The organism is Terriglobus sp. RCC_193 (genome assembly GCF_041355105.1).
Classification (GTDB): Bacteria; Acidobacteriota; Terriglobia; order Terriglobales; family Acidobacteriaceae; genus Terriglobus.
The window spans coordinates 1,958,790-1,980,176 of the sequence record NZ_JBFUPK010000001.1 but is presented as its reverse complement, the minus strand read 5'-3'; the positions used below and the strand labels follow the sequence as shown (position 1 = coordinate 1,980,176).

The following is a 21,387-nucleotide window of genomic DNA, read 5'->3' as shown; positions in this document are numbered from 1 at the left end:
TGATTTTTAGAGTGACATCCCTACTCCGGCCTGTTTGCCGATGTCCTGCGCTTGGCCGCGTTCCTGCGCGAGAGTTCCCGCAGCCGTCAATCCAAAGGGAGTCAAGGCCTGGTCGCTCGTGATTGCTTGCGCGCTCCGGTTGAAGAATTGTCCTGCACTATCGATATGGAGCCAGCCTCGGGGCTCTGCGGCCTGCTGATAGCTCTGGATGTCCCCGTGTTCTCTCCTCCACAAGAGTGAATCGGATTGAGCAGCTCCGAGAGCATTGAGTGCAGGTTCCCAGTGGACAACGTCATTCAGCGACGGTTGAAGGAATTCCAAGACCTTTTCGGCCGGCTGCTCAGGAAGATGGCGCACCAAGTCCGTGATGTGAGTTGTATAGCGCTCGGCCAAGGATAGTGCCGATGGCTCCGCCTCTGTTCGGCGGACGTGGTCACTAGTCAGGTTCCTCACTGATTCAGGTCGCGAGAGCCCTTGCTCTAGCTGCCGCTCCGCGAAGCGAATGTCCTCTTTAACGACTTCCGGAGTCAGCGAAGACGCATAGATTTCGATGGGCATTCTTTGGGGTTCTTTGCTCGGCTCCCTCTTGTCAGCGTGCTCATTTTGGAAGTTCATCGTATTCTCCTTTTGGGGTCTTGTTTCAATGGCTGCCGACTTGCTCACATCCCGCGCGAGATCCTTTTCGAGCCGGTTTCCGTCGTCGGTGAAGAGCCGCACATCGTAAGCTGCGCGGGACACCGCAACGTAAGCGAATCGCTGATTGATAAGGTCGCGATGCGCCGAAACCTCTACATTGATGAGGACACGGTCGGCGGTGAGTCCTTGTGAGCTGTGCGACGTGACGGCATAGCCGTGATCGAAGTGACGCATCTGCTCCGGTCGGAGGTTGATCGTTCGTCCTTCCTCACCATCAAGGCGAACACTCATTTCGGACGGTGACGATTTCTCGACTGTGGCGAGCTGGCGATTGGAGATGCCAAGTTCACGGTCGTTCGTGGTGAACTGTAGCCGGTCCCCCTGAGCGAACGGTCGCGTTACTTCTCTGTAGGCCGTAATCCCGCTGAGCCGTTTCGGGTCGTAACTGACTTGCTGGCCGTCCTGTCTCTCTACCGTGAGACGATTGGCTTGCTCGTCAATCGCTCGAACAGTGGCATATCCCAAAGGCCCAATACCTATCTCTTTGCTGCCACGGGTGTACTGCAGCACATCTGCGACCTGGTACTGCGCAGCCCACTTGCGGTCTTCGCTGTTTAGCTCCGAACGGGCAACAAGCACCGTAAATTCCATATCCGGCCCTCTGACGTCACCACGCTCCCGAAGCTCCGCGCGGATGGCTTGGTTCAGCTCCACTCGGCTTGCGTTGTCCGGAGAAATGACCAGTGTTCCGTTTGGCTTCGCTGCGTACTCCTTGGCTATGCTCACGATTCGCTCGGCACGCTCGGGCGCTTCCGACACACGGCCTTGCTCCCGCAAGAGGCGTACTCCGTCTGCCGTCTGACCCTGCGAAAGATGTTCTACGGCACGATGGAGTCCTTCGTCTTTTTGTCGGATAATCTCGTCGAGTTTGGACGTTCTCATACCGGCATCCTGCAACTGCTCGAACGGCTTTCCTGCGTCTACGCCTTGGTGCTGTCGGACATCGCCGATCAGCAAAACTCTGTCATTTGATCCGATCTTCTCGAAGAAGCTTTGCATCTGCTTAGTGCTGGTGAGGCTCGACTCGTCCACCATGTAAAGCCGCCTTGCGGCTGGATCCGACGCAGCTTCGGCAGACCCGCCACGCGCGAGAAATCTCTGAAGAGTTTCAGCGCTCACGCCGGCCTCTTTGAGCTGGTTAGCAGCTCGATTGGTTGGCGCGAACCCCTCCACGGCGTACCCTCGACTCTCGGCTGCCTCGCGGATACTTCTAAGCGTTGTGGTTTTCCCACTGCCTGCGTATCCCTGAAGGCCGTGAACCCGGTCAGTAGTGGATAGCACTTCCTCGGTCGTCCGCCGCTGCGCGGGGTTCAACATCTCTACAGAACCGGCGAACTTCGAAGCGGCCTCCGCCGACATGATTGGTGCGACCGTATTCTTTGCGGCCAGAATGTAGTCAATATTCGAGCGCTCGGCGTGGAGCATGTCTCGGGTGGTGAACCGGCTGGCAGAATGCTGGCCCGGTACTTCGACTTTGAGGAATTCGCCTGCCGCTTCGCGCTTCTGAAAGTTGGCTAGGACCTCGCTATAGGTGACTTCGCCCATCCCTCGACGTAACGCGTCGCGCATGATGGTTCGCTCGTCGATCACAGCATCTCTTTCGAAGTTTCTCGCCTTGGAGAAGCTCACACTCTCCCGCGCCTTCTGGTGCGGGTCGTTCTCTTTCTGGCCGTTGGAGTGATGCCGACCTTGTGCCCGATCCTGGGCCTCTTTGACGACTCGGTCGGCCTGATTCCCAAACTCATCTGCAATCTGCCTGTGCGCGGCCAGCACCTTTTCCGGCGTCATGATCTGCTTGCGATCTCGGGTCGTATGGGCCGCAATCTGAGCGGCTTCGGGACTGGAAAAACCGCTTCGCGCCAAAGCTTCTTCGATCTGCTGGCGGCGCGGGCTGGAAGCGGCCAAGTATTCGGGCGAATAGCCCTTGATCTCTGGCGCACCGCTCCTACCTGGCTGGATCTCGTAGCCGAGCTTCTTCAGCCGGAACATTAACTCGGATTGGTAAACAGCGGTCGCGAACTGCTGGGATGCAAAGAGGCTTTGCGGCTGAAGGGCACGGAAGGAACCATCCTGCCGTTCGGTCATGTTGAAGACGACGGCGTGAGTATGGAGTTGAGGGGCGGCGTAGCCATTCACTGGACGGGCGGTGTCATGTTCAAACTTTCCCGCGATAAATCTGCCCGTCGATTCGGGCGGATGATTGCCGCCAATTCGAGCCTGAGTGTAACGCTCCAACTGTTCCAGAGCGAAAGTGACAGCCTCTCGATGTGCCACTCTTACGCGGTCATCGCCACCTACCAACGCGGTCAGGGAGACTGATTTCGGCGCTGAAAAGGTGGCGTCCCACCCCGCACGATGTTCAACGGGTTTGACCGTTTCGCCTTGGGCGTTTGAATACTCTTGCGCTTTACGATGCTGGACGAGTTGCTTCTCAGTTTGTGGATGCTGGCCGCTGCTGAGACGAGCAAAGTCTTCGGCTGCTACGCCGCCTGAGAGACCAAAGCCTGCCGCCATCCGGCCTTGCCACTCCCCGATGATTTCATTGCCTTGCTTCCAATAATTCTGCTCCGCAGCCGTGAACTCCTTGGCGTGATAGGTCTGAGCCTGACCTGCGCTCAACGGTTTCGAAATCGTCAGCATGACCTAGGCTCCCGCCTCGAATTGACTTTCAAGGTCGTAGGGTTCAGCTTGGGAGGTTGAAGCGTCGGTTGGTTCAACGTCATCCGCCTCAAGATCCTCTGGAGTCGGTGTACCGCTTAGACTCCGAGGGTCATAATCGAGCGCGTCGTCCTCGACCGCACGAGGAATGAAGTCGGTCGCGATGATCGGCATCTCCATGTACTCGAAGGCGAAGCGCGAGACATTGTTTCCGAGCTTGAGGAACGCCCTGCGCTCCTCAAGTCCGCTCACCTCGGAATCCAGTACAAGAGGTTCAACCTGGCGGTCCACGGTGAAGTTCCTGCCAGCCCGACTCCCGTCAAAATGTGTTTCCTTTACTCGTTCCACTTCGACCTTACCGATGGCGTTCGACACCCACTCGGCTGCTTTTGGCTCCGTGGTTTTCAGGAAGATTTTGGTAGCAGGCTGAGAGAGCATCACCTCGGCGATATGCCCGTAGATGTTCTCCAACTGGGCCTTGCCTTGAAAGCCAAGAACGAGAGGATTCTTGCTCTTTCGGTTCTCTGTAATGGCCGTGTGAAGCTGAGGAAGCCGCTGTAAGCTTGCGAGTTCGTCGAGCACAAACCACACAGGTGTCTGGTGCTCCTTGGGCGCACTGAGGAGCCGCAAGACGAGCCAGTCGATCCATAGGCTGTGAAGCGGTTGGAGAGCGTCCCGCTCCGTCGGACGGGAGGTGATGAAGATCCAGCCCCGACGAGTTTCTGCCCATTCTGTCGCGCACCAACGGTGCCCCTTGGCATCCTCCAAGGTTGGAAGCATACGGAGGCTGTCAGCCACTAGACCGAGCGAAGAAAGAACGCCGTTACGCTGCGGCGGAGAGTCCTTGGCGATCATCGTCGCCATCTCTGTGCCGCGAACCTGCTTGTCTATCTCGGCAGGATTCGCCATCCAGTCGGCGAGCTGGCGCGGTGTCGGGCCTGTACGAAGGAGATGAGCAAAGATCTTCTGCGGAGTCTTGGTAAAGAACTCATCGCGCTGCGTATCGGTTGGTTGATACAGGGACTTCGCCAGAGTTTTTGCCTCGGCCTTGCTCCGCAACTCCTCCGCCGGTCCCCAGTATGGGCAGCGGTCATCCAGCGGATTCAGAACAATGTCGCAACGATCCGGGCGGTAAAAGCGCTGGATGAACTCGCAGGCCGGGTCGTAGACGATAGCTGTGTGCCCGCGTTCCTCGATCTGCCGAAGCACCTGCATGATGAGCGTGGTTTTTCCGGCTCCTGTATCGCCCATTAGCTCGATATGCTGCGCCTCCGAGCGAGCCGGAATACGCATCAGATCCTTCGATTCTGTGGTCCTGAAACCGATGCCGTCGCCGCCGATCTCTTGGTTGAACTGAGTCGGCGTCAGCATGACTGGACCTTTCAGCAGCCGTCCGTACTTCATCTGCCGGCGACGTTTGATGTCTTTGCGGATGGAGAACGGGAGCTGGATCGCCAGGGCGAGGAAACCGAATAAGAGCTGTTCGCTGTAGATGGAACTCAAGGCATCGCCGCTAAAGACTGAGCGCTTCAGATAGTCACGCAATGCCGCATCGGAAAAGCTAGTTTCCGGCCCGCGAAAGAGAACATCAAAGCCACTACGAAGAGCTGTCTGGCTCGGTATTAAAGGGATGGGCTTCTCCGCGTGCGCCGTCGTCAAACCGTCCTGAACATCCGCTTCGACGGGCATCTTCGGCGTTACTTCTACGCCGGTCAAGAAGAGGAGCCGATACTTATCTTGCCTCTTCGCTCCAAATTCTGACGCTACACTCGCCCGCAGATAAATCGGCGTGTAGAAACGCTGCAGTGGCGTGTTCCCGAGAGCAAAGCGCATGTAGAGAAATAGCCCGGTCAGAACCAGAGCGATAAAGGCCGCACCGTAAGTGTAGATCGGTGAGTGCGGCGGCCAGATGACTGTCTCTTTGCGTCCCCATTGTGTCGGCATCAGCGACCTCCATTCGGTATCAAGAGTTCGATTGCGGCTTGTACTTTTTCGCGCCTGACGTGTTGCGCGAGCGCGTCAAATGTCTCGGGCGTCATCTTCTGACCGCTGATGAGAGGCTTCAGCACGTTATGCAAAAGCATCCTTAGACCAACGATCTCGGACAGCTCTGGAGTTGGAGTTGCGGAGGCGTGAGCCCGAGCAATCTCAGCTCTGAGAATTTGCCGGATGCAATCCCCGCGCTGAAGGCCGCGCGACCGAGCGAGAGCGTCTAGGTTTTCCGTCTCAGTTTTAGTGAGGCGGGCGGAGACATTGCAGGCTCGAAGCGTTGCTTGTTTCTCCGCTGCTTTCATGACTGCTTCATCGCTCAGAATCGCCATTATTGAGCTCCAGACCTTGAATCCATCTGGATTCAAGGATCGGCTATGTAGTTGATTCTTTGCCTTGGCCTGAGGGAATCCATTTGGATTCACTGCACGACCCTCGGAGGGGTGGAGTGTCAACTTTTACCCGGTGCGCAGCACCGCTCACGTACCGGGCAAGATTCCGATGGAGGTTCATGCCTGCCGAACCGCCGCGGACTCTGTTGGCTTCGCTACGGAAACAGGCTTCTTCGGAGCGGTCGAAGGCTCAGGTACAACCGGAGACTTACGAACACGCAGAAGAGACGGAACTGAGCGAGCAGCATCCGTGCGAAGAAAGTCCTGGAAGTCGCGGTCTTTCGAGAAGACATAGCCAAGGGCTTTGTCAACGACATCATCAGGCGAAGCCTTGATGAAAGCAGCGTATTGATCGACCTGGGTTGCAGTGACTTCTTCCAGCCGGATAGAAGCGCTGATCTGACGGTTGGTGGAAACTTCGATAAGTGGCATTGGTGTTCTCCTTTGATTGGTGATTCAAGCTGCGAAAACGGATTCGATCTGGAAGCGTTTGGCGTCACGGTCATAGCCGGATAGCGCGAGAGCCTCGCGCACAACCCGGCGTCCTGGTTCACGCTCGATGTGGACGACAAAGTCGACCGCATCGGCGATCTCTGCTTCAATGTCGGCAAAGGTCGATTGGGCATGGCTTCGCATGACGAGATTGGCGAAGCGATGCAGAGCTTTCTCGGCAGTGTTCGCGTGGATTGTAGCGAGCGAACCGGAATGCCCAGTGTTCAAAGAATCGAGTAGCGTTCGCGCTTCTACGCCACGCACCTCGCCCAGAATGATCCGGTCTGGACGCCACCGCAGAGCAGACTTCAAAAGGTCGTCAAACGTGACGGCCGATTTGAAGGTGTCGGTCTGACATTCAACAGCCAGAATGTTCGGCTTCTGGATGGCGAGTTCGGCAGTGTCTTCAATCACAACGATCCGCTGGTGCTCTGGGATCGCATCCGCAAGGATGCGGAGCAGGGTTGTCTTCCCGGTTCCTGTTCCGCCGCTGATGAGGAGGGTCTTACCCTCAACGATCCGTGCGGATAGAAAGTCCGCAAGCGGGCGCGATAGCGTTCCGCGAGCGATAAGGTCTTCTACGGTGAAGCGTCGACTCGTGAACTTACGAATGGTGATGGCCGGAGCTGGTCGCGACACCGGAGGGAGAACCGCCGCAAGGCGGCTCCCGTCTGGAAGTTGAACGTGAAGCAGAGGCGAATCGGCATCGAGCCGCTTCTCCATCTTGTTTGCGATCACTTCCAAGCCGACGCGGAGGCTGTTCGCATCCATCTGGATGCTCGCCTCCCGCTGCAATATGCCTGCACGTTCGGACCACCACGAACCATCGGGATTCCCCATGATTTCGCTCACGCTCTCGTCTAGGAGTAGCGGCTCAATGGGGCGAAGGAATGGAAGGATCAATTCGAAACTCATAGCGGGTGCCTCAGTAAAGATGGAAGGCCGGCGTCAGCCGACCTTCCCGGTTGTAAGGAAGCGGCCTAAGCGGCCACTTCCTCGGCGGGGACGTCCTCCGCGACATCCCCGGTCTCGTTGTCTTCTGCGCTGGCCTTGGCTGCCCGATCAAGCTTCAGAATCGAGTCCACCCGAATCTCGGTGACGGACTCTTTCTGGCCGGTCTTGGTGCTGTCATACTCCCGGCTGCGGATCTCGCCCTCTACGAGGATGTGAGCGCCTTTCTTGAGGGCTCCGGCGAACTCTCCGAGCTTCCCGAAGACGACGCATTTGTGCCATTCGGTGTGCTCAATCCACTTGCCATGCTTTTTGTAGGAGGACTTGGTTGCGAGGGACAAACGAGTAAGGCTGCGGTTGTCGTTGGTGCGAACCTCTGCGTCGTTGCCGAGGAAGCCGATGAGCTGAACGTTGTTCTTGTACATGGTGGTGATCTCCGTTTCGTTGATTTCCCGTATCCTGCTCGGGTCACACTAGGCGAAGCCAAGCGAGTGGGCCCGGCTCCCAAGTGCCAAGGAGTGCTTTCTTGGTGGGGCCCGAAAGAAGTTTGAGCAGCGTTCATTGCTGCGGTCTTCAAACTTCTTTTGGGAGGAACCGAGACCCCGCAGGGGCGACGCAGTCGAAGCAGAACGACGCCGAGCCGCAGGGCGCCGGTTTGGCCCCGAAGCGTGATCCCGAGTAGAGGACGGGAAACGGGACGGCAGAGTGCAATATGGACTACGTATAACCATCTCTCCTCGGCTGCAGAGGTCCGCACCTTTCGCAGCCCATTCACCCCGCCTGTTGAGGCACCGATGGGATGGCTTTGAGCAAGGGAATGCGTGCGTCTGGAAGCTCGTTGCCGCCCGGTTTGGCGCGTCTGAAGACGAGTTGGGCTTTGCAGCCGGATTGGCAGCGTGGAAGGACATAAAGTGACCTCAGGTTTGGCTTCGGTTCTTTAGCTGAATGCCTGGTCGGCGCGGAAGCGAACGATGGTCAGTCCGAGAGGATCAACCGCGAGTTCGTTGTTCTTCACCAGATCGCGGAATACATAGGTGACGCTGGCCGTCCATCGCTCCCGCTTGAGCTCGGTGTGATCCGCCGGGTTCGTATACACCTTCTCGAACTCAATCCTTGCCGAATAGGGCGACTGTCGAAGGTCGTCGAGCACGACGTTCTTTACTTCGACATCCACGTACGGGAGTGTGCTGTCCCCCCGGTAGTTCACGATAATGTTGTCTTTGCGTTCCTGCTCAATTACGGCACGCTGTACATCGCTATTCAGGAAGTAGAGTGCGCTAGTTTGGTCGCGCTCGATGGTGTAGCGGTTACGGCTGAAGTAAAGCTCCGCCCAGCGCGTCAAATAATACTTGTTCTCGGCCTCCTGAGGCCGGTAGGCGAAGTTCCGATAGTCCACCGCTTCCGCATGTCCAACGTCGTTGATTCGGACAATCATCGGTTTCGCAGACGCAAGAGCTTTCTGGCTCTTGAAGACGGCGGCGGCCAGCGCCATGCAGACCACCACCAGGCAGAGAATCGTGATCTTCAGGTAGGTGTTGAGGACCAACGGCTCCGCGTTCGATTCGAGATAGCGTTCGGCGGCCCGTGTGAGTTCGGAAGACGGCGACATCGTTGTGCTGGACATGATCCCTCCTTAGCCCATCATTGCGGTGGTTGCGAGACTGGTGAGGATGCCGGTGCCGGCGTCGTGTCCGCCAGTGCTACCGGAGAAGAGAGATGCTGTCATTGCCGGGACTTTGAGCAGGATGAAGCCGCAAACAACCACCAACAGAATCAGCACTGGAAACTGTTTGATCATCGTGCCTGGATCGACGAAGCCACCCATCATTGCGTAGTAGTGGGTAAGCAGCTGAGAAAGGATGCTGAGCGCGGCGGCGGCAACGACCTTGTAGAACGAGAAGCCCAAGAAAGCTCGTAGCCAGCCCCAGAAGAGAAACTCCAGCTTGTCGAACACAAGGAATGGGATGAAGATGGGGCCAAGCAATCCGACTATGGAACTCGCCACTGCGCCGTAGGCGACGATCACGCTCACGAGAGCTGCCAGCACAGAGATAAGAACCTGAATGATGGCGAAGATGATCGCGTTGTAGGGATTCATCGCAGCGGACATCATCCCCGGCCCTGAACTTGCTTCGGCCTGCTGAAGCTGATTCAGAATGTTCGCCGCACTGTCGGTTCCAATCTGGCTTACAAGGTACTGCGCGCCGCCGTTAATGAAGCCCTTGAGGGAGTTTCCAATCCCAGGAATGCTGGAATCGTAGAACTTCACCATCACGTAGGCGAACGTGATGAGCATGAAAAAGTTTAAGAACTTCCCAACACTGAATCCCGGCCCCCCTTGGGCGGAGGCCAATGCTTCTTGGACTCCGAACCATACCAGCATGATGGTTGCGAGAGCGATGCAGATATGCACCCCCATCGAATCGATCGAAGGGCTGATCGTATTCGTCAGCGTAGTGCAGGCTTGCGTAATCCATGCAAAGAGATCCATATACCACCTCGCTCTCAGGTTGAATTAGTAGCGCATAGCCGCTGCGGCTCCGGACGAAGACGGAGCAACGGCGGTGTAGCCGGTTTGAAACTGTGAAGCCTGCTGAAACCCGATCTTCATCACGTCCTGCTGCTGCTTCTGCACGACGATCTGTTGAAGGGTGTAGGCCTGCGCGATTTGGTTAGCTTCCTGCTGTTGTTGCAGTTGGAGAATCAACGCCTGATTGATGCGCTGAAGGGTTGCCAACTCCGTGTGCTGCGCAGGGTCACTCGACTGTGTCTGCGACTGCAAAGCGGTGATTGCCGTCTGCCGTTGCTGCGCGTTTGCCCGGATTGTGCCAAGAGTTTGCAGGTTGCTGGCGCTAACCGAATCGTTTAGATCCACTGTTGCGCCGTGCGCAGCAATTTGCTGCTGTCCTGCAAGGCTCAAGTTCCCGTAACCAGCGACCTGTCCAGTACGGGGCACGGAAGCCTGTTGATAGGCAGCCGAGGCGTTTGAACCCGTGTTTGCGGAGTTCATCCATGACTGTGAGTTCCCATAAGTGTTGGCAGCCTGGTTGAGCTTTGCCCAATACGACCACGGGGAGAGGTATGGCTGATAGAGACTGCTTGGAGCCATCGACATCTGATGGACCACGTTGTACGTTGCGATGGCGTTATCGGCCAGCTTGACGGAGTTTGTAAAGATGTTCTGCCCTTGCTCAATCTGTTGAAGAGCGTGGGCTGCTTGAGTAGGGTCGTAGACGATGCCAGAGCCGAACTGTGCCTTTGCGGCAACAGGTACGGTAACTGACAGTAGAAGGATCGTTATAAGAAAACGAGTTCTCATGCTCTGCCTCCTGAGGCTGAGTTGGTGGACATCGGTTGCGTTGGAGTTACTTCTGCTGCAGCGCCGAGATTTGTTGCTCTAGGGCTGTGACGTTCTTCGACTCCTCAGCGCACTTCTTGTTGTGTGCCGCTTCGGCTTCTGGAGTCGGAGGTTTGGACGGAGCACCACCCATCATGGCAGTCGCTCCCGATCCGTTGATTGCTAAGCAATCATTCGAGTACTGCTTGTAAGCAGGACCGTACTGAGCCTTCAATGCGTCAAGCTTGGCTTGGTTGTTGTTGCAGCCGACGCAGAATGCAACAGACAGCAGCACGGGTATCAAGATAATTCTCTTCATATGCACCTCAGAACGACTGCGGAATCGTGTGATTCTCCACCGCAGGCAAAAGCATGTCCTGGGTGATGTAGAGCTTCACGCGATGCCCCTCGCGGATCGTGATGGTCGGGGGAATCTGCATGAAGCGATCAAGGATCGTCGTGGCAGACTGAGAGACGGAACCAGAGGCTCCACTAGCGAAGACTGCCGGACCGTTTGCTGTCAGTACAGCGCCGCCTTGGCTTATCTCCGAAGCGCCGGCAATTACTCCAAGCGCGATGGACGCACCGAAGATCTGAAGGTAATGGTTATTGACCTTGTCTTTCAGACCCTCTTCTCCAATTTGATCCAGACCGTGGAACTGGTCAAGGTCGACCGAATACCCGTCCGGCATGATGAGCCGGTGAAAGACAACGGCCAGGCGCCGTTGTTGGCCGAATCCGCTTGAACCAATCTTTTTGGCCTCACCAAGCGCGATGGCCCCTTCAGGGATAAGAACGTGCTGGTGGTCGTGCGAGTAGATGGGATTCGACACCAGTACCTTCACTGGCCCAGCCGCGTCCCCATCAAGCCTGTTCATGAGCACGGTGTCTACCGTTGTGCCTTCATAGATCACGTAGGGCTGCCCAGAAGCCGAGTCGATATTCACTTCAGGTGCTCGCTTAGGAGTTGCGCCCTCCGAACCTACAGTCCTCGCGGAAACCGCAGACTCGGGTCCAGCCTGAGGATTTGCTGCCGGAGGGACAGGAACCTGCGACCGCACGGTTTCCTGCGTAGCAGGCTGGACGTAGGCGAGGTTGGAAGAGAATCTCCCATCAAACGCCTTGTCGCTCTCCTTGGCCGCAAGCAGCAATCGTTCTTGCTGTGCTGGCGATGGTTGACCGCCGCCTTGCGAGGCATAGGGACACAGCTGACCGGGCGCGCAAGAGGAGCCTTGGCCGTTTGCGCCATAACCTGCTGCGACTGTCCTTTGGGCGGCAGTGGCGTTAGCTAGCGTGGGGTCGAGCGCGGCTTGCGCTGCGGCCTCTTGCGCTTGCTTCTGTCGCGCGGCGTCTACCTGGTCTTTCAGGTCTTGAACGTTGTTCTCCGTGTTGTCCTGCACTAGGGGCTGCGGCGCAGCATTCTTCGACGCTGCTGAGGTAGTGGTCTTTTTACCGTAGGAGCTGAAGATCGCTGCCATGATGACGAGGGCGGCTGCCCCAAGATAGAGAAGCGGTTTCGTGTTCTTTCGGAAAACGCCCTTCGGATCGAACACCTTGGACTGAAGAGACGGTTGCGACTTAATTGGGTCAGACATGGCTCACTCCTTCCTGCGGGTTGTTGATGAATGGTTAGCTTTTGCGAGTGAAGCTCATCTTCTTCTTGCCGAGTTGCACGTAACCGTTGTCCATCACGATGGGAATCACATACGTCCCGTTGCGAAGGTCATAACTGACCAGATTGGGCTTGCCATCTTTCATGTCGTAGACAGCAAACTTCTCGGAGGCCTTCGTGGTTATGTAGGTGAACTTGTCGTCGTGATAGATCGACTCGATATCAAACGGCGCTTTCATGGCGTTGAACTTGTAATCGAACCGCAGCTTGGTTTGGTAGTCGCTCTTGAACTCATCCACGGCTTGCGTGACGTGCGACTGCAGAGCGGCGTACTGAGCCTTCGACTGCTCAAGCTGCGCAGCCGGGACGAACTCTGCCGGGCCACTCGAAGCGACGAGCGAAGAGTGATCGGCTGGCTCTACCAGAACTTTCAAGTCTGGAAGAACAGAAGAGCCGGAGATGTCCTGGAGTGTGAAGGTGTAGTCGTTGCCTTTGTCCGTCTTCAGATGAAGGTCGGTGCTGATGCCGGCCTTTGCAGGATGGATGAAGCAATCGTTGTTCACCACGTCTACAGCCCAGAATTCTTTGTCGCCCGTAGCTGCGAGGATGATCTTCTCGCTGGAAGGCACCTCGATCAGGGTGCTGTACTTCATCTTGGCCCGGATAGGAATGATGTCCTGGGAGTGGTAGGAGACCCTACGGGCTCCTGTGTTCTCCTGCGCAAACACGGAGACGCTGGCTGTGAGAGCGAGGACGAAAGAGATGAGGACGCGCTTCATAGGACACTCCTTGACTACCGGGTTGAGGTTGAGGTGACGGCCAGCGAACGCGGCCGGAACGGATGGTCTTTGGCAAGTTGACGCAAGCCTTCGGCAATGCCGAAGCGAGCGAAGTAATCGCGCTTCACAAGGTTGTCGCGGGCGTTATTGGTCGCAGTCCAATGGCTGACTGAATCGACATTGAGGTGAACCTTCTTGGAGCTCTGGGCCTTGCGGACGAGCATCTGTCCGGGCGGGACCAGACCGGCGATCAACTCAAGCTCGGTATCGTTCAAGTGGAAGGCTTCTCGATACAGGTCACGATTCATTTCAGGGTTGGCGAGGAATATCTTTGTGGGGCAGCTCTCCGATACGATCTGCAGCATCCCGGACTCCTCCAGTTCCTTGAGTGACTGGGTAGCCAGCACCATAGCGGCGTTGTGTTTCCGCCACGTCTTCTGCGCTTGAACGATGTAATTGCGAATGGTTTCGTTCTTGACGAAAAGCCAAGCCTCATCAAGCAGGAAGATTTTGAAGGTCGCGAGCTTCTCGGGGTTCGCGATCTCGTTCGAAGCCCGATGGAGGATGTAGAAGAGCAGCGGCTCCAGGACTTCCGGCGCATCTCCCCAACCACCAAAGTTGAAGGTCTGGAACTGATTGAAGGTGAGAGTGTCTTCGACGTTGTCGAAGACAAACCCGTATTGGCCCTTGGCTGTCCAGCGGTGCAACCGCTCCTTCAACTCGCCAACTATGTTGGCGAAGTTGGAGAAAGTCCGCTGTTCGGGTTCAAGAACGTAGGTGCGTTCGATTGCGTCCCACAGCTTCCGCTCTTCCTTGAAGTCCAGCCTATAGCGGCCCTCTGAGCCCTCGATCAATACACGAAACAGGCTGAAGAGAAACTGGAGGTTCTCTTTCGTCGGCTTTAGGGAGAAAGGGTTGATCGTGAAGTCCCTCGACTCACGCCCTACGTTCAGATAGCTGCCACCGAAGATCGTCGTCAAGGACTGGAAGCTGCCACCGATGTCGAAGATGTAGGTCTGCGGCTGATACTTCTGCGCGTTCTGCAATAGGAAGTTGGCGAAGTATGATTTCCCGGAACCGGTCATGCCAAGGACGAGGGAGTGCGCGACCTCTCCGTTATGAAGGTTCAAGAAATAGGGCGTGCTGTTGTCGGTTTCCAAGACAGCCAGGTATTCGGCCCCGAGATGGGCATTGTGCTTCTCTCCCGGCAGAATCGAAAACAAGAAAGATAGGTCAGCATAGTTACTGTTGAGCAGGTACATGCGGCGCATGTTCAGCGCGTAGTTGCCCGGAACAATGGCAAAGTAAGCATTGAGCTGGTTGTAGGTCTCGGCGTAGAGATTGCCGTCAGCCGTGGTGAAGATACCGGCGAACTCGCCCGCAAGCCCATCAAGTTCCTGCTGTGTCTTCCCGTAAAGCAGGATGGTCAGGGAGAAGTCACCCAGCGACTGTCCCTCGCCCAGCACGCGAAGGCAATCTCCTAGATTCTCGATGTCAGCCTGCTTCGATTCATCCACCAACACATCACGGGGATTGGTCTGCGTCGCGTCGTTGCCCATTTGAGACACGAATCCAGTTTTGGAGACATTGAAGTGGCGACGCCTCTTCGTCACTTCTTTGCGAGCCTTGTCGGCAGACAAGGGAGCCCATTCGGTGCAGACGATGAAGCTGGTTGGAATCTTGAGCAGAGCGTCGAGCACCAGCGGCTTCGTCTCCGTGATGGCTTCTTTCATCGTAAGGAGGCGTACGAAGTGGTCGGCGACTCGCAGATGATCCCGTTCCGCTTCGATGGAAGAATTGACGACCTGATAGTCGAGAAACTGGCTGCTTTGCGGTGCACCCGCGATGCGCCAGTCATCGAAGTTGAGCAAACGGCGGAAAAAAGTGAATTGGTCCTGCTGTCCGAGGGCAGCGATCTGGACGAAGTCCTGGAGCTGACGAACGAAAACTTGAACACGCTGTTCGAGACGAGCGACGGAAGATGCAACCTGCGAACGCATCAAGGTCTTCATGCTTCCGCTGCTGAACTGACTTCTCAGTTCTGCGACGCCGGCTGCGGGATCGCGGAACAGCATCGCGAGTCCGGCCCCAATGCCACGCTTCGCTCTCTGGCCTTCGAATAGGACGACGTAGAAAATCTCCACTTGAAAGAGCTGGTCGCGCTTGCCGTCGAAGAATGTCCTACGCTGGTCGATCGCTGCATCCACAACAGCATCGTCATAATGGGCGAACGGGATATCCGGGCGGTTGGTCTTGAAGAGGTATTGATAGATGCGGATGCCGGGCCCAAATGCCTTCATCGCCGCTTCCAGACGTTTGACGGCATATTCCTGTTCGGATTGGTCCAGGCTCTCGTAGTCCACACCCTCGACCTTCAGCACCATTCCAACGTCACCGGCCTTGGTGACGAACACGCTTTCGTTCCAAAAGCCGTACAGGCTGATGTGGTCGTTTAGTTCGGCTGTCTCTCGCCACGGCTTGATTGCTTTGTTTATGTTGAACATCAGCGCACCTCCACCATCGGTACACGCTGCTTGGCAGCGTCGTAGCGGGTCTTGAACTTCTCGGACTTCGCGAGGATCCGCAGGTAGGCCGGGTCGGTGTTTGTAACCCAATGGCCGAAGGCAAAGCCTCCGATAAAGACTCCGAGACCTGCGAGGAGAGAGTTGAAGAGATTGAACGCGCCGACTGCGGAGACGCAGACGAAGAAAAACAAGGTGCGTTCGACCCCGAGATAAGTGAGGGGCTTGTGCAGGCTCTTGAACACCCGATTTCGGCGACGTGTGTTTCGGGATTGGTCTGACATAAGCCCCTCGATTTGTAGTGGCGTGAACGGTTGAATGCAGGCTGGGAGAGTTCTGGCTTAGGAGCCCCAGAGCCACGACAGAACGTTGGTCGCCATGACAGCGATCCCCGTGCCGGCGGCCACGCCAGCAAGTGCCTTCTTCGCACCGGGCTCGCCGTGTGCGAATTGGTAGCCACCGATCACGATTGCAATCAGCGAGGCGACCTTCGCCACGGTTCCCGTGAAGAGGGTTTGCATATTGGAGAATCCGGTATCGAAGGGCGATCCGGACTGAGCTTGTGCTGTGAGAGGGACGAGGATTACCAGAAGCAACAAACCACCCATGGAGCGAATCCATTGGTGTACCTGTGCAACTGTTCTGGCAGGAATGCGGACACGAATACGGCTGGACATTGGCACCTCCTTCGACTGGAACCAGTCGGGTATGCCGAGACCTTAGGCCGGAGTTATCTCGTCGTCCAATTCTTCTTTTTGATACCGCCATCTCTGTTAGAGATGGCGTCCTTGTCGGTCCTCAACTAGCCTCAAACAGCGGCAGGACCCCAGTGCCTTTAGCGCGCACCGACTTCGGACCTTTCCGCTTGGTAACAGCGTCTGCGGATTCAGGTTTCTTGGGTGCCCAGAGAGAGCCGATTTCCCGCGCTCTCTTTCGCAGTTCGCGAAGGAGCAACGCGAGAGCGGGATGTTGCGATGAAGGCTTCAGAACTAGCGCCGTGTCCATCGTCCAATCCGCACCGTGAACGGGCTTCAGAATTAGACCTGGCAACAGGCGAGTTCCGCTTCTGAAGAAAGCTAGACATTGGCCTTGCTGAACCATCCATTGAATGTGCTCAACATTTGTCGTTGGCTTGTTGTCTTTGGGAGTGATGCCCACAGCACTCAATAACTCAAGCATCTTGCGGTACGCGGGACGATGAACCATTGGGAACTGAAAGATGCTGACGCGATTGTTCAGGAGATGTGTGGGGATTGCTTCATGCTCCGCCAATGGGTCGTCCGAACGCATACAGACGAGGAGCTTTTCTCTGGCAACTATGCAAGTCGTTAGGTCGGAATTGTGCTCTATCGGAAGCGTGACTAGAGCGCCGTCGAGCTCATCGGAACCGACTCTCTGCTCAAGGTTTTGAATCTCATCGCCCTCTGAGAATATCTCGCAGTGCGGGAAGAGATTGTGTGTAGTTTCGATCAGCGTGTGCAGGGTTTCTTTCCCTACAAGAGATGAGTAGCCGAGCTTGAGAGGAGTGATCTCGCCCGTGCGCAGGGCCCTCAACATGTCGATGACATCTTGACGAACCTGCAGCAGGTCTCGCGCGCAAGCGACGAGAACTTCGCCGTAGGGAGTAGGCGTCGCGCCATCGCGATGTCGAGTAAAAATCTCGATGTCGAAGAGGCCTTCGAGATGGGCTATTTGTGTGCTGATGTTCGATTGGGTCGTGTTGGCGACCGTAGCTGCCGCGCTGAACGACCGCGTTTCCGCGACTGCCTGGATGTACTTCAGATGGCGAAACTCAAGCTGATCGTAATCACTCATGGGGCCCTCCTCGATGCTCACTAGGGTGCGAGGCGAAACTGAGAGACAAATCGGACAAGCTGTCAAGACTGCGTTAACAATTTTCCACGAAGGGGACATAAGTCGTCAACCTTTAGTCATCTCTCCCAGCGATGGCGGTATTCCCAAAATGAATTGGACTTGGTCAGTTCCTTGCCGCAAGATTTGTCTGAGGTGCAACCCTATGCGTGATGAGTTTCAGCCTGGAAAAAAGCCACCTGCCCGTGCAGAAGCCCGTAAAGTCGATCCGCTTCTTGTGGGAAAACGAGAAGCTGCTGGCCTTCTCTCGATCAGTCCCCGCGCTCTCGATTACCTTGTCTCCACCAAGCAGCTGTTGACGCGAAGGATCGGTGCGCGGGTACTGATACCGATGATTGAACTTCAGAAGTTTTCCCGCTCGGATCACCCGCAGCGCCTAGCTGGTTAGGGCTCTACTTCGACTTTGGCTGTAAAATAGGACTAGCAAATTTGTGCTATCCGCACAAACAGCCATCGGAGGGCTTATGCCGAGAGGTGTTTACGAACATCCCGTAGGAAGTGGGATTTGGTGGATCAATTACTACGTTGAGGGGAAGCGGCATCGTGAAAAGGTAGGACGGAAGTCCGATGCGAACAAGCTGTACGTTAGTCGCAAGGCCGACGCGATTGCGGGCAGAAAGCTACCTGAACTCCGAGACAGCAAGGTTCTCCACTTCTCTGAATTGATCGATGATGCTCTTGAGTATGTGGCCGATCACAAGGACCGCCGCAGCTACATCAGCAAAGCCAAGATTGTTCGCAAGGATCTCGGCTCGCGCCCAGCAGCCGAGATCACTCCACAAGAGTTGGAGCGGTGGCTGCGGTCGCACTGTAAGACGGCTGCAACGACCAACCGCTACAAAGCATTCATCTCGCTCTGTTATCGGGAGGGGCTTCACAACGGCAAGGTAACGGTCAATCCCGCTCGCCAAGTCCGTCACCGTCGCGAGAGCGCTGGTCGCCTCAGATTCCTCAGTCGCGACGAGTACGAGACGCTTCATGAAGTAATCAAGAAGCGGTTTCCTGAACATGTGGCGGAGTTCGAAGTTTCCGTGAACACGGGTATGAGGTTGTCGGAGCAGTATTCGCTGACATGGGGTCAGGTCCATCTCGAACGCCGGACCATTGATCTAACGAAGACAAAGAACGGTTCCGCCCGCACCGTTCATCTGAATGCGGATGCGGTCGCCGCTTTGAAGACAATGCAGAAAAAGCAGTCGAAGCCCTCGGACATGGTCTTCCCTAGGCAAGGACCAAGGTTTGATACGAGATCTTGGTTCGTGCCATGCCTGGAAGACGCAAAGATTTCTGGCTACGTGTGGCATTCCAACCGTCACACATTCTGCTCTTGGCTAGCAATGGCTGGGGCATCCATCAAAGAAATTCAGGAATTAGCCGGACACAAGACGATCACGATGTCTGCGCGCTACAGCCATCTCTCTCCCGAGCATCGGCTGTCAGTCATCGATCGGATCTCGTCTGCATCAACGGGACCATGATGTCCGATCAGACAAAATCGCGACTGATCATGATCGGAGCGCCATTGACTAAACGAACCGCTATGCTAACGGTCTGATCTTGTATATCTGGTGGGCACTGCTCGCGGTGGTCAACCTCTGAATCGAGATTTATAAAGATCGTTAGAGGGTAGGCCAGTTTGCGAGCCAACAAACGCAGACTCTCGTAATCTGCCACCGCGTCGGCGGTGGAAGCTCTTCTCTTGAGTTCGAAGGCCACGAAGTTGCCTTGAGTTCGATGTTCCGGGTGACCAGGGACTACGGGAACGTGAATGATGACATCTGGCCGGATCGTGATCCCGTGCTTAGGTAGTGTCTTTTGATATTCCTGCTCCACAATTGGAGTGCCGCTGAACTGAGCCCAATCGAGGTGGGCCGTGAGCTGCGCGACTAGGGCTCCTTGGTAACCTCGCTCGGTTTCATAAAAGCGTGGATCGACGATTTTCATCATCGACTTTCTCAGTGCATCGATTACTAGTTCTCGCATCTCTGAATTGTCGCAGCGTAGTGGTGCCTTGTCAGATACCGACCGTCGGAACGAAGCCGACACTCATCTGATCTGCATGCCTTTTGATCCCAACTCCAGTGGAGACAAAGATGAATCTGCAGATCTTCTCCAGCAGCGGGTTCAACGCTTCGAACCCGGGCCATTCACCATACGCTGCCCAGAGGGCATCAAGTTCATTGGCGATGTTTTGAAGCGCTGTGGAGCAGTTGGGATTTGCCTGAAGCAACACGAAGTTCTCGGGAAGGCTTTCGTTCAGAGATATGCCCAAACCTCTGCAGTGACCCAGCGCGTACGAAAAGGCCTGCAGAAAAGCGACGCTACTATCCAGGGCTATAGACAGCGCTGCTTGGCGGCCTTCCTGCGTCGGGGCGAACGACTGAGCAGCAACTTTAGAGACCCCTCTAAGGCCTTGAACTGCTTGGCGTAATCCCTCTTTCATAGTTTCGACCATTGTCGGCATCTTGAATGCCGAAAGACGGCAGGCCGCATACTCATTCCAACTGACTTGTAGACAAATCGAAAGCGGATTTGCTATCGGGTATTTCCGGACATCTGCTGGCATGACTTCCAGTCGTTTCAAAAGATCATGGCAATGGGCATTTTCATGTGCGAGTACGTACTGAGCCGTCTGTCTAGACCCAGAATCGCCACTGCAAAGATCAGTGGCCGATGACAGAGGGAAGAAGACATGAGCTCCAAGTTGTCCGTTCCTCATCGTCGTCACCATCTTCGCGTTGACGGTATCTCTCATGCCTGAGTTGTGCTCGTCACCAAGTCCAGAGTTGAAGGCAAGCAAACCTTGTCTGAGGTCGGTCGGTACAGAAACTCCTTCAAGTAGAGAGAGATCGAATCCCGCCACGGAGATCAGTTCGGAGAGTTGCTCTCGAATCGCTGTACCAACTTCGTCGGCCAAGTCTTTCGAAAGTGAGTCTGGAAGATTGATTGGTAGGGTCTCGATGTCCACGTCTCGGCTCCTGGCTCTTAGTTCTATGATGTTCGGAACCGCGTGCTTTACACAACAGCCACCAAAACAGCCACCAAACAATTTTGGCCTCCCGATTTTCGAGGGGCCAAAGTCGCGTAAGTCCTTTGTTGTCAGTTGGTGCCGGGAGGGGGGGTCGAACCCCCACGACCTTGCGGTCGGCGGATTTTGAGTCCGCTGCGTCTGCCAGTTCCGCCATCCCGGCGCTCGCTCTTTGGGTTGTGGGCGAGAACACAAGTATCGCATCAAAGGGAGCGGTGCTGCAAACATGGCTTAAGCCCAAGTTTCGTATTCGTCGGGCGATAAGAAAAGCGCGAGTAGGCCGGGTATCGACTCGGCCTACTCGCGCTCCAATGCGTTGTGGTTAACGGCCGCGGGGGGAAGCGGTTGTCAGGACTTTGATGATGGGCTTGCCAGCTGGGGTGACTGTCACGCCGCCTTCGCGGACGATTTCCGTTGCTGTGATGTCCTTGCCATACACTGCCTTATTCGCGTCGTCGTCGGTGGCCATCGATGCGCTACCGAGAGAAGCGCCGGCGAAGAGACCACCCTTTGCGCGAGAGTATGTCAGCACATCAAAGTTTGTGTCGTTGGCACCCACGGCCTTAGCACCGCTCGGGCCGGCAACTGCGGTCGCATCGGCACCCAATTTCAGTTTGCCGGTAAGCAGTTTGAGAGCACTCTTCTTGTTTTCAAGAAGGATGACGTAGTCCGTCTCCGTGCGGCCAAGCTGTAGGCCCAAGCTGCCCACGTCGATCTTGTACATGGCAGGAGCAGACCAAGGGCCGTTCATCTCCGTTCCTGTCCGGCAGACGAGTACGCCACGACCGTAAGTAACGCCAAGACCCACACCTACTTTCTTAACGGCCGGGAAGACAAGTACACACACGGAACGATCCAGATACGTCTTCGGGATGGCATTCTCGCGGGAAAGCATCTGGCGCAGTACTTCGGCTGAGTTACCGAGACGATCATCCATTTTGTTTTGGGCAAGCGCGGGAAGCGCCGTGCCAAGAATAAGTAGCAGAAGTGCGCGATATGTTTTCATGTACAGGCCTCTCTCCATTTGCTTCCTCAGAAGCGAACTCTTCATTTGCACAC

At 55.9% G+C, this 21,387-nt stretch carries 20 protein-coding genes and 1 tRNA gene; 1 reads left to right on the top strand and 20 read right to left on the bottom strand.

Annotated elements, in window-relative coordinates; all coding sequences use genetic code 11:
* Positions 1-6 precede the first annotated feature (6 nt).
* From mobF to AB6729_RS08215, 16 genes are all read right to left on the bottom strand, one after another.
* Positions 7-3,336: a MobF family relaxase gene (mobF, locus tag AB6729_RS08290; RefSeq protein ID WP_371081105.1), complete on the bottom strand. Its 3,330-nt coding sequence runs from the start codon at positions 3,334-3,336 to the stop codon at positions 7-9.
* Between the two features lie 3 nt (positions 3,337-3,339).
* Positions 3,340-5,298: a type IV secretion system DNA-binding domain-containing protein gene (locus tag AB6729_RS08285; protein WP_371081104.1), complete on the bottom strand. Its 1,959-nt coding sequence runs from the start codon at positions 5,296-5,298 to the stop codon at positions 3,340-3,342.
* The gene (locus tag AB6729_RS08280) at positions 5,298-5,675 is read right to left on the bottom strand and encodes a ribbon-helix-helix protein, CopG family (protein WP_371081103.1); all 378 of its coding nucleotides are present in this window, start codon (positions 5,673-5,675) and stop codon (positions 5,298-5,300) included. Before AB6729_RS08280 ends, AB6729_RS08285 begins: the two co-directional genes overlap by 1 nt.
* 177 nt (positions 5,676-5,852) lie before the next feature.
* Positions 5,853-6,167, bottom strand: a complete 315-nt coding sequence (locus AB6729_RS08275; protein ID WP_371081102.1) for a hypothetical protein — start codon at positions 6,165-6,167, stop codon at positions 5,853-5,855.
* A 24-nt stretch (positions 6,168-6,191) separates the two neighbouring features.
* Positions 6,192-7,142 (bottom strand): CpaF family protein, encoded by a 951-nt coding sequence (locus AB6729_RS08270; RefSeq protein WP_371081101.1) that lies wholly within the window; start codon positions 7,140-7,142, stop codon positions 6,192-6,194.
* Between the two features lie 65 nt (positions 7,143-7,207).
* Complete coding sequence (locus tag AB6729_RS08265) at positions 7,208-7,603, bottom strand: single-stranded DNA-binding protein (RefSeq protein WP_371081100.1); 396 nt, start codon at positions 7,601-7,603, stop codon at positions 7,208-7,210.
* Between the two features lie 512 nt (positions 7,604-8,115).
* The gene (locus tag AB6729_RS08260) at positions 8,116-8,802 is read right to left on the bottom strand and encodes a VirB8/TrbF family protein (protein WP_371081099.1); all 687 of its coding nucleotides are present in this window, start codon (positions 8,800-8,802) and stop codon (positions 8,116-8,118) included.
* A 9-nt stretch (positions 8,803-8,811) separates the two neighbouring features.
* Positions 8,812-9,561: a type IV secretion system protein gene (locus tag AB6729_RS08255; protein WP_371081208.1), complete on the bottom strand. Its 750-nt coding sequence runs from the start codon at positions 9,559-9,561 to the stop codon at positions 8,812-8,814.
* A gap of 132 nt (positions 9,562-9,693) precedes the next feature.
* Positions 9,694-10,497, bottom strand: coding sequence for a hypothetical protein (locus AB6729_RS08250; protein ID WP_371081098.1), 804 nt, complete (start codon positions 10,495-10,497; stop codon positions 9,694-9,696).
* A gap of 46 nt (positions 10,498-10,543) precedes the next feature.
* Positions 10,544-10,834 (bottom strand): hypothetical protein, encoded by a 291-nt coding sequence (locus AB6729_RS08245; RefSeq protein WP_371081097.1) that lies wholly within the window; start codon positions 10,832-10,834, stop codon positions 10,544-10,546.
* A 7-nt stretch (positions 10,835-10,841) separates the two neighbouring features.
* Positions 10,842-12,110 (bottom strand): TrbI/VirB10 family protein, encoded by a 1,269-nt coding sequence (locus AB6729_RS08240; protein ID WP_371081096.1) that lies wholly within the window; start codon positions 12,108-12,110, stop codon positions 10,842-10,844.
* A 34-nt stretch (positions 12,111-12,144) separates the two neighbouring features.
* Entirely contained in the window at positions 12,145-12,906 is a 762-nt protein-coding gene (locus AB6729_RS08235) for a TrbG/VirB9 family P-type conjugative transfer protein (protein WP_371081095.1), read from the bottom strand.
* A gap of 14 nt (positions 12,907-12,920) precedes the next feature.
* Positions 12,921-14,906, bottom strand: a complete 1,986-nt coding sequence (locus tag AB6729_RS08230; RefSeq protein ID WP_371081207.1) for a VirB4 family type IV secretion system protein — start codon at positions 14,904-14,906, stop codon at positions 12,921-12,923.
* A gap of 503 nt (positions 14,907-15,409) precedes the next feature.
* Positions 15,410-15,712, bottom strand: a complete 303-nt coding sequence (locus tag AB6729_RS08225; protein WP_371081094.1) for a VirB3 family type IV secretion system protein — start codon at positions 15,710-15,712, stop codon at positions 15,410-15,412.
* Between the two features lie 57 nt (positions 15,713-15,769).
* The gene (locus AB6729_RS08220; RefSeq protein WP_371081093.1) at positions 15,770-16,105 is read right to left on the bottom strand and encodes a TrbC/VirB2 family protein; all 336 of its coding nucleotides are present in this window, start codon (positions 16,103-16,105) and stop codon (positions 15,770-15,772) included.
* A gap of 121 nt (positions 16,106-16,226) precedes the next feature.
* Positions 16,227-17,243 (bottom strand): LysR family transcriptional regulator, encoded by a 1,017-nt coding sequence (locus tag AB6729_RS08215; protein ID WP_371081092.1) that lies wholly within the window; start codon positions 17,241-17,243, stop codon positions 16,227-16,229.
* A gap of 743 nt (positions 17,244-17,986) precedes the next feature.
* Between AB6729_RS08215 and AB6729_RS08210 the strand changes: the two genes are divergently transcribed.
* Positions 17,987-18,778 (top strand): tyrosine-type recombinase/integrase, encoded by a 792-nt coding sequence (locus tag AB6729_RS08210; protein WP_371081091.1) that lies wholly within the window; start codon positions 17,987-17,989, stop codon positions 18,776-18,778.
* A gap of 7 nt (positions 18,779-18,785) precedes the next feature.
* On the opposite strand, the gene AB6729_RS08205 is transcribed toward AB6729_RS08210, so the two are convergent.
* From AB6729_RS08205 to AB6729_RS08190, 4 genes are all read right to left on the bottom strand, one after another.
* Positions 18,786-19,247 (bottom strand): hypothetical protein, encoded by a 462-nt coding sequence (locus AB6729_RS08205; RefSeq protein ID WP_371081090.1) that lies wholly within the window; start codon positions 19,245-19,247, stop codon positions 18,786-18,788.
* Between the two features lie 67 nt (positions 19,248-19,314).
* On the bottom strand, positions 19,315-20,268 hold the full coding sequence (locus AB6729_RS08200) for a hypothetical protein (RefSeq protein ID WP_371081089.1): 954 nt from the start codon (positions 20,266-20,268) through the stop codon (positions 19,315-19,317).
* Between the two features lie 136 nt (positions 20,269-20,404).
* Positions 20,405-20,491 (bottom strand) — tRNA-Leu (locus tag AB6729_RS08195).
* 159 nt (positions 20,492-20,650) lie between these two features.
* On the bottom strand, positions 20,651-21,334 hold the full coding sequence (locus AB6729_RS08190) for a lipid-binding SYLF domain-containing protein (RefSeq protein WP_371081088.1): 684 nt from the start codon (positions 21,332-21,334) through the stop codon (positions 20,651-20,653).
* Positions 21,335-21,387 lie beyond the last annotated feature (53 nt).

Bases quoted from the DNA above. Each gene is read 5' to 3' on its own strand.
- mobF (WP_371081105.1), bottom strand. From the start codon at position 3,336: ATGCTGACGATTTCGAAACCGTTGAGCGCAGGTCAGGCTCAGACCTAT.
- AB6729_RS08285 (WP_371081104.1), bottom strand. From the start codon at position 5,298: ATGCCGACACAATGGGGACGCAAAGAGACAGTCATCTGGCCGCCGCAC.
- AB6729_RS08280 (WP_371081103.1), bottom strand. From the start codon at position 5,675: ATGGCGATTCTGAGCGATGAAGCAGTCATGAAAGCAGCGGAGAAACAA.
- AB6729_RS08275 (WP_371081102.1), bottom strand. From the start codon at position 6,167: ATGCCACTTATCGAAGTTTCCACCAACCGTCAGATCAGCGCTTCTATC.
- AB6729_RS08270 (WP_371081101.1), bottom strand. From the start codon at position 7,142: ATGAGTTTCGAATTGATCCTTCCATTCCTTCGCCCCATTGAGCCGCTA.
- AB6729_RS08265 (WP_371081100.1), bottom strand. From the start codon at position 7,603: ATGTACAAGAACAACGTTCAGCTCATCGGCTTCCTCGGCAACGACGCA.
- AB6729_RS08260 (WP_371081099.1), bottom strand. From the start codon at position 8,802: ATGTCCAGCACAACGATGTCGCCGTCTTCCGAACTCACACGGGCCGCC.
- AB6729_RS08255 (WP_371081208.1), bottom strand. From the start codon at position 9,561: ATGCTGGTATGGTTCGGAGTCCAAGAAGCATTGGCCTCCGCCCAAGGG.
- AB6729_RS08250 (WP_371081098.1), bottom strand. From the start codon at position 10,497: ATGAGAACTCGTTTTCTTATAACGATCCTTCTACTGTCAGTTACCGTA.
- AB6729_RS08245 (WP_371081097.1), bottom strand. From the start codon at position 10,834: ATGAAGAGAATTATCTTGATACCCGTGCTGCTGTCTGTTGCATTCTGC.
- AB6729_RS08240 (WP_371081096.1), bottom strand. From the start codon at position 12,110: ATGTCTGACCCAATTAAGTCGCAACCGTCTCTTCAGTCCAAGGTGTTC.
- AB6729_RS08235 (WP_371081095.1), bottom strand. From the start codon at position 12,906: ATGAAGCGCGTCCTCATCTCTTTCGTCCTCGCTCTCACAGCCAGCGTC.
- AB6729_RS08230 (WP_371081207.1), bottom strand. From the start codon at position 14,906: ATGCGTTCGCAGGTTGCATCTTCCGTCGCTCGTCTCGAACAGCGTGTT.
- AB6729_RS08225 (WP_371081094.1), bottom strand. From the start codon at position 15,712: ATGTCAGACCAATCCCGAAACACACGTCGCCGAAATCGGGTGTTCAAG.
- AB6729_RS08220 (WP_371081093.1), bottom strand. From the start codon at position 16,105: ATGTCCAGCCGTATTCGTGTCCGCATTCCTGCCAGAACAGTTGCACAG.
- AB6729_RS08215 (WP_371081092.1), bottom strand. From the start codon at position 17,243: ATGAGTGATTACGATCAGCTTGAGTTTCGCCATCTGAAGTACATCCAG.
- AB6729_RS08205 (WP_371081090.1), bottom strand. From the start codon at position 19,247: ATGATGAAAATCGTCGATCCACGCTTTTATGAAACCGAGCGAGGTTAC.
- AB6729_RS08190 (WP_371081088.1), bottom strand. From the start codon at position 21,334: ATGAAAACATATCGCGCACTTCTGCTACTTATTCTTGGCACGGCGCTT.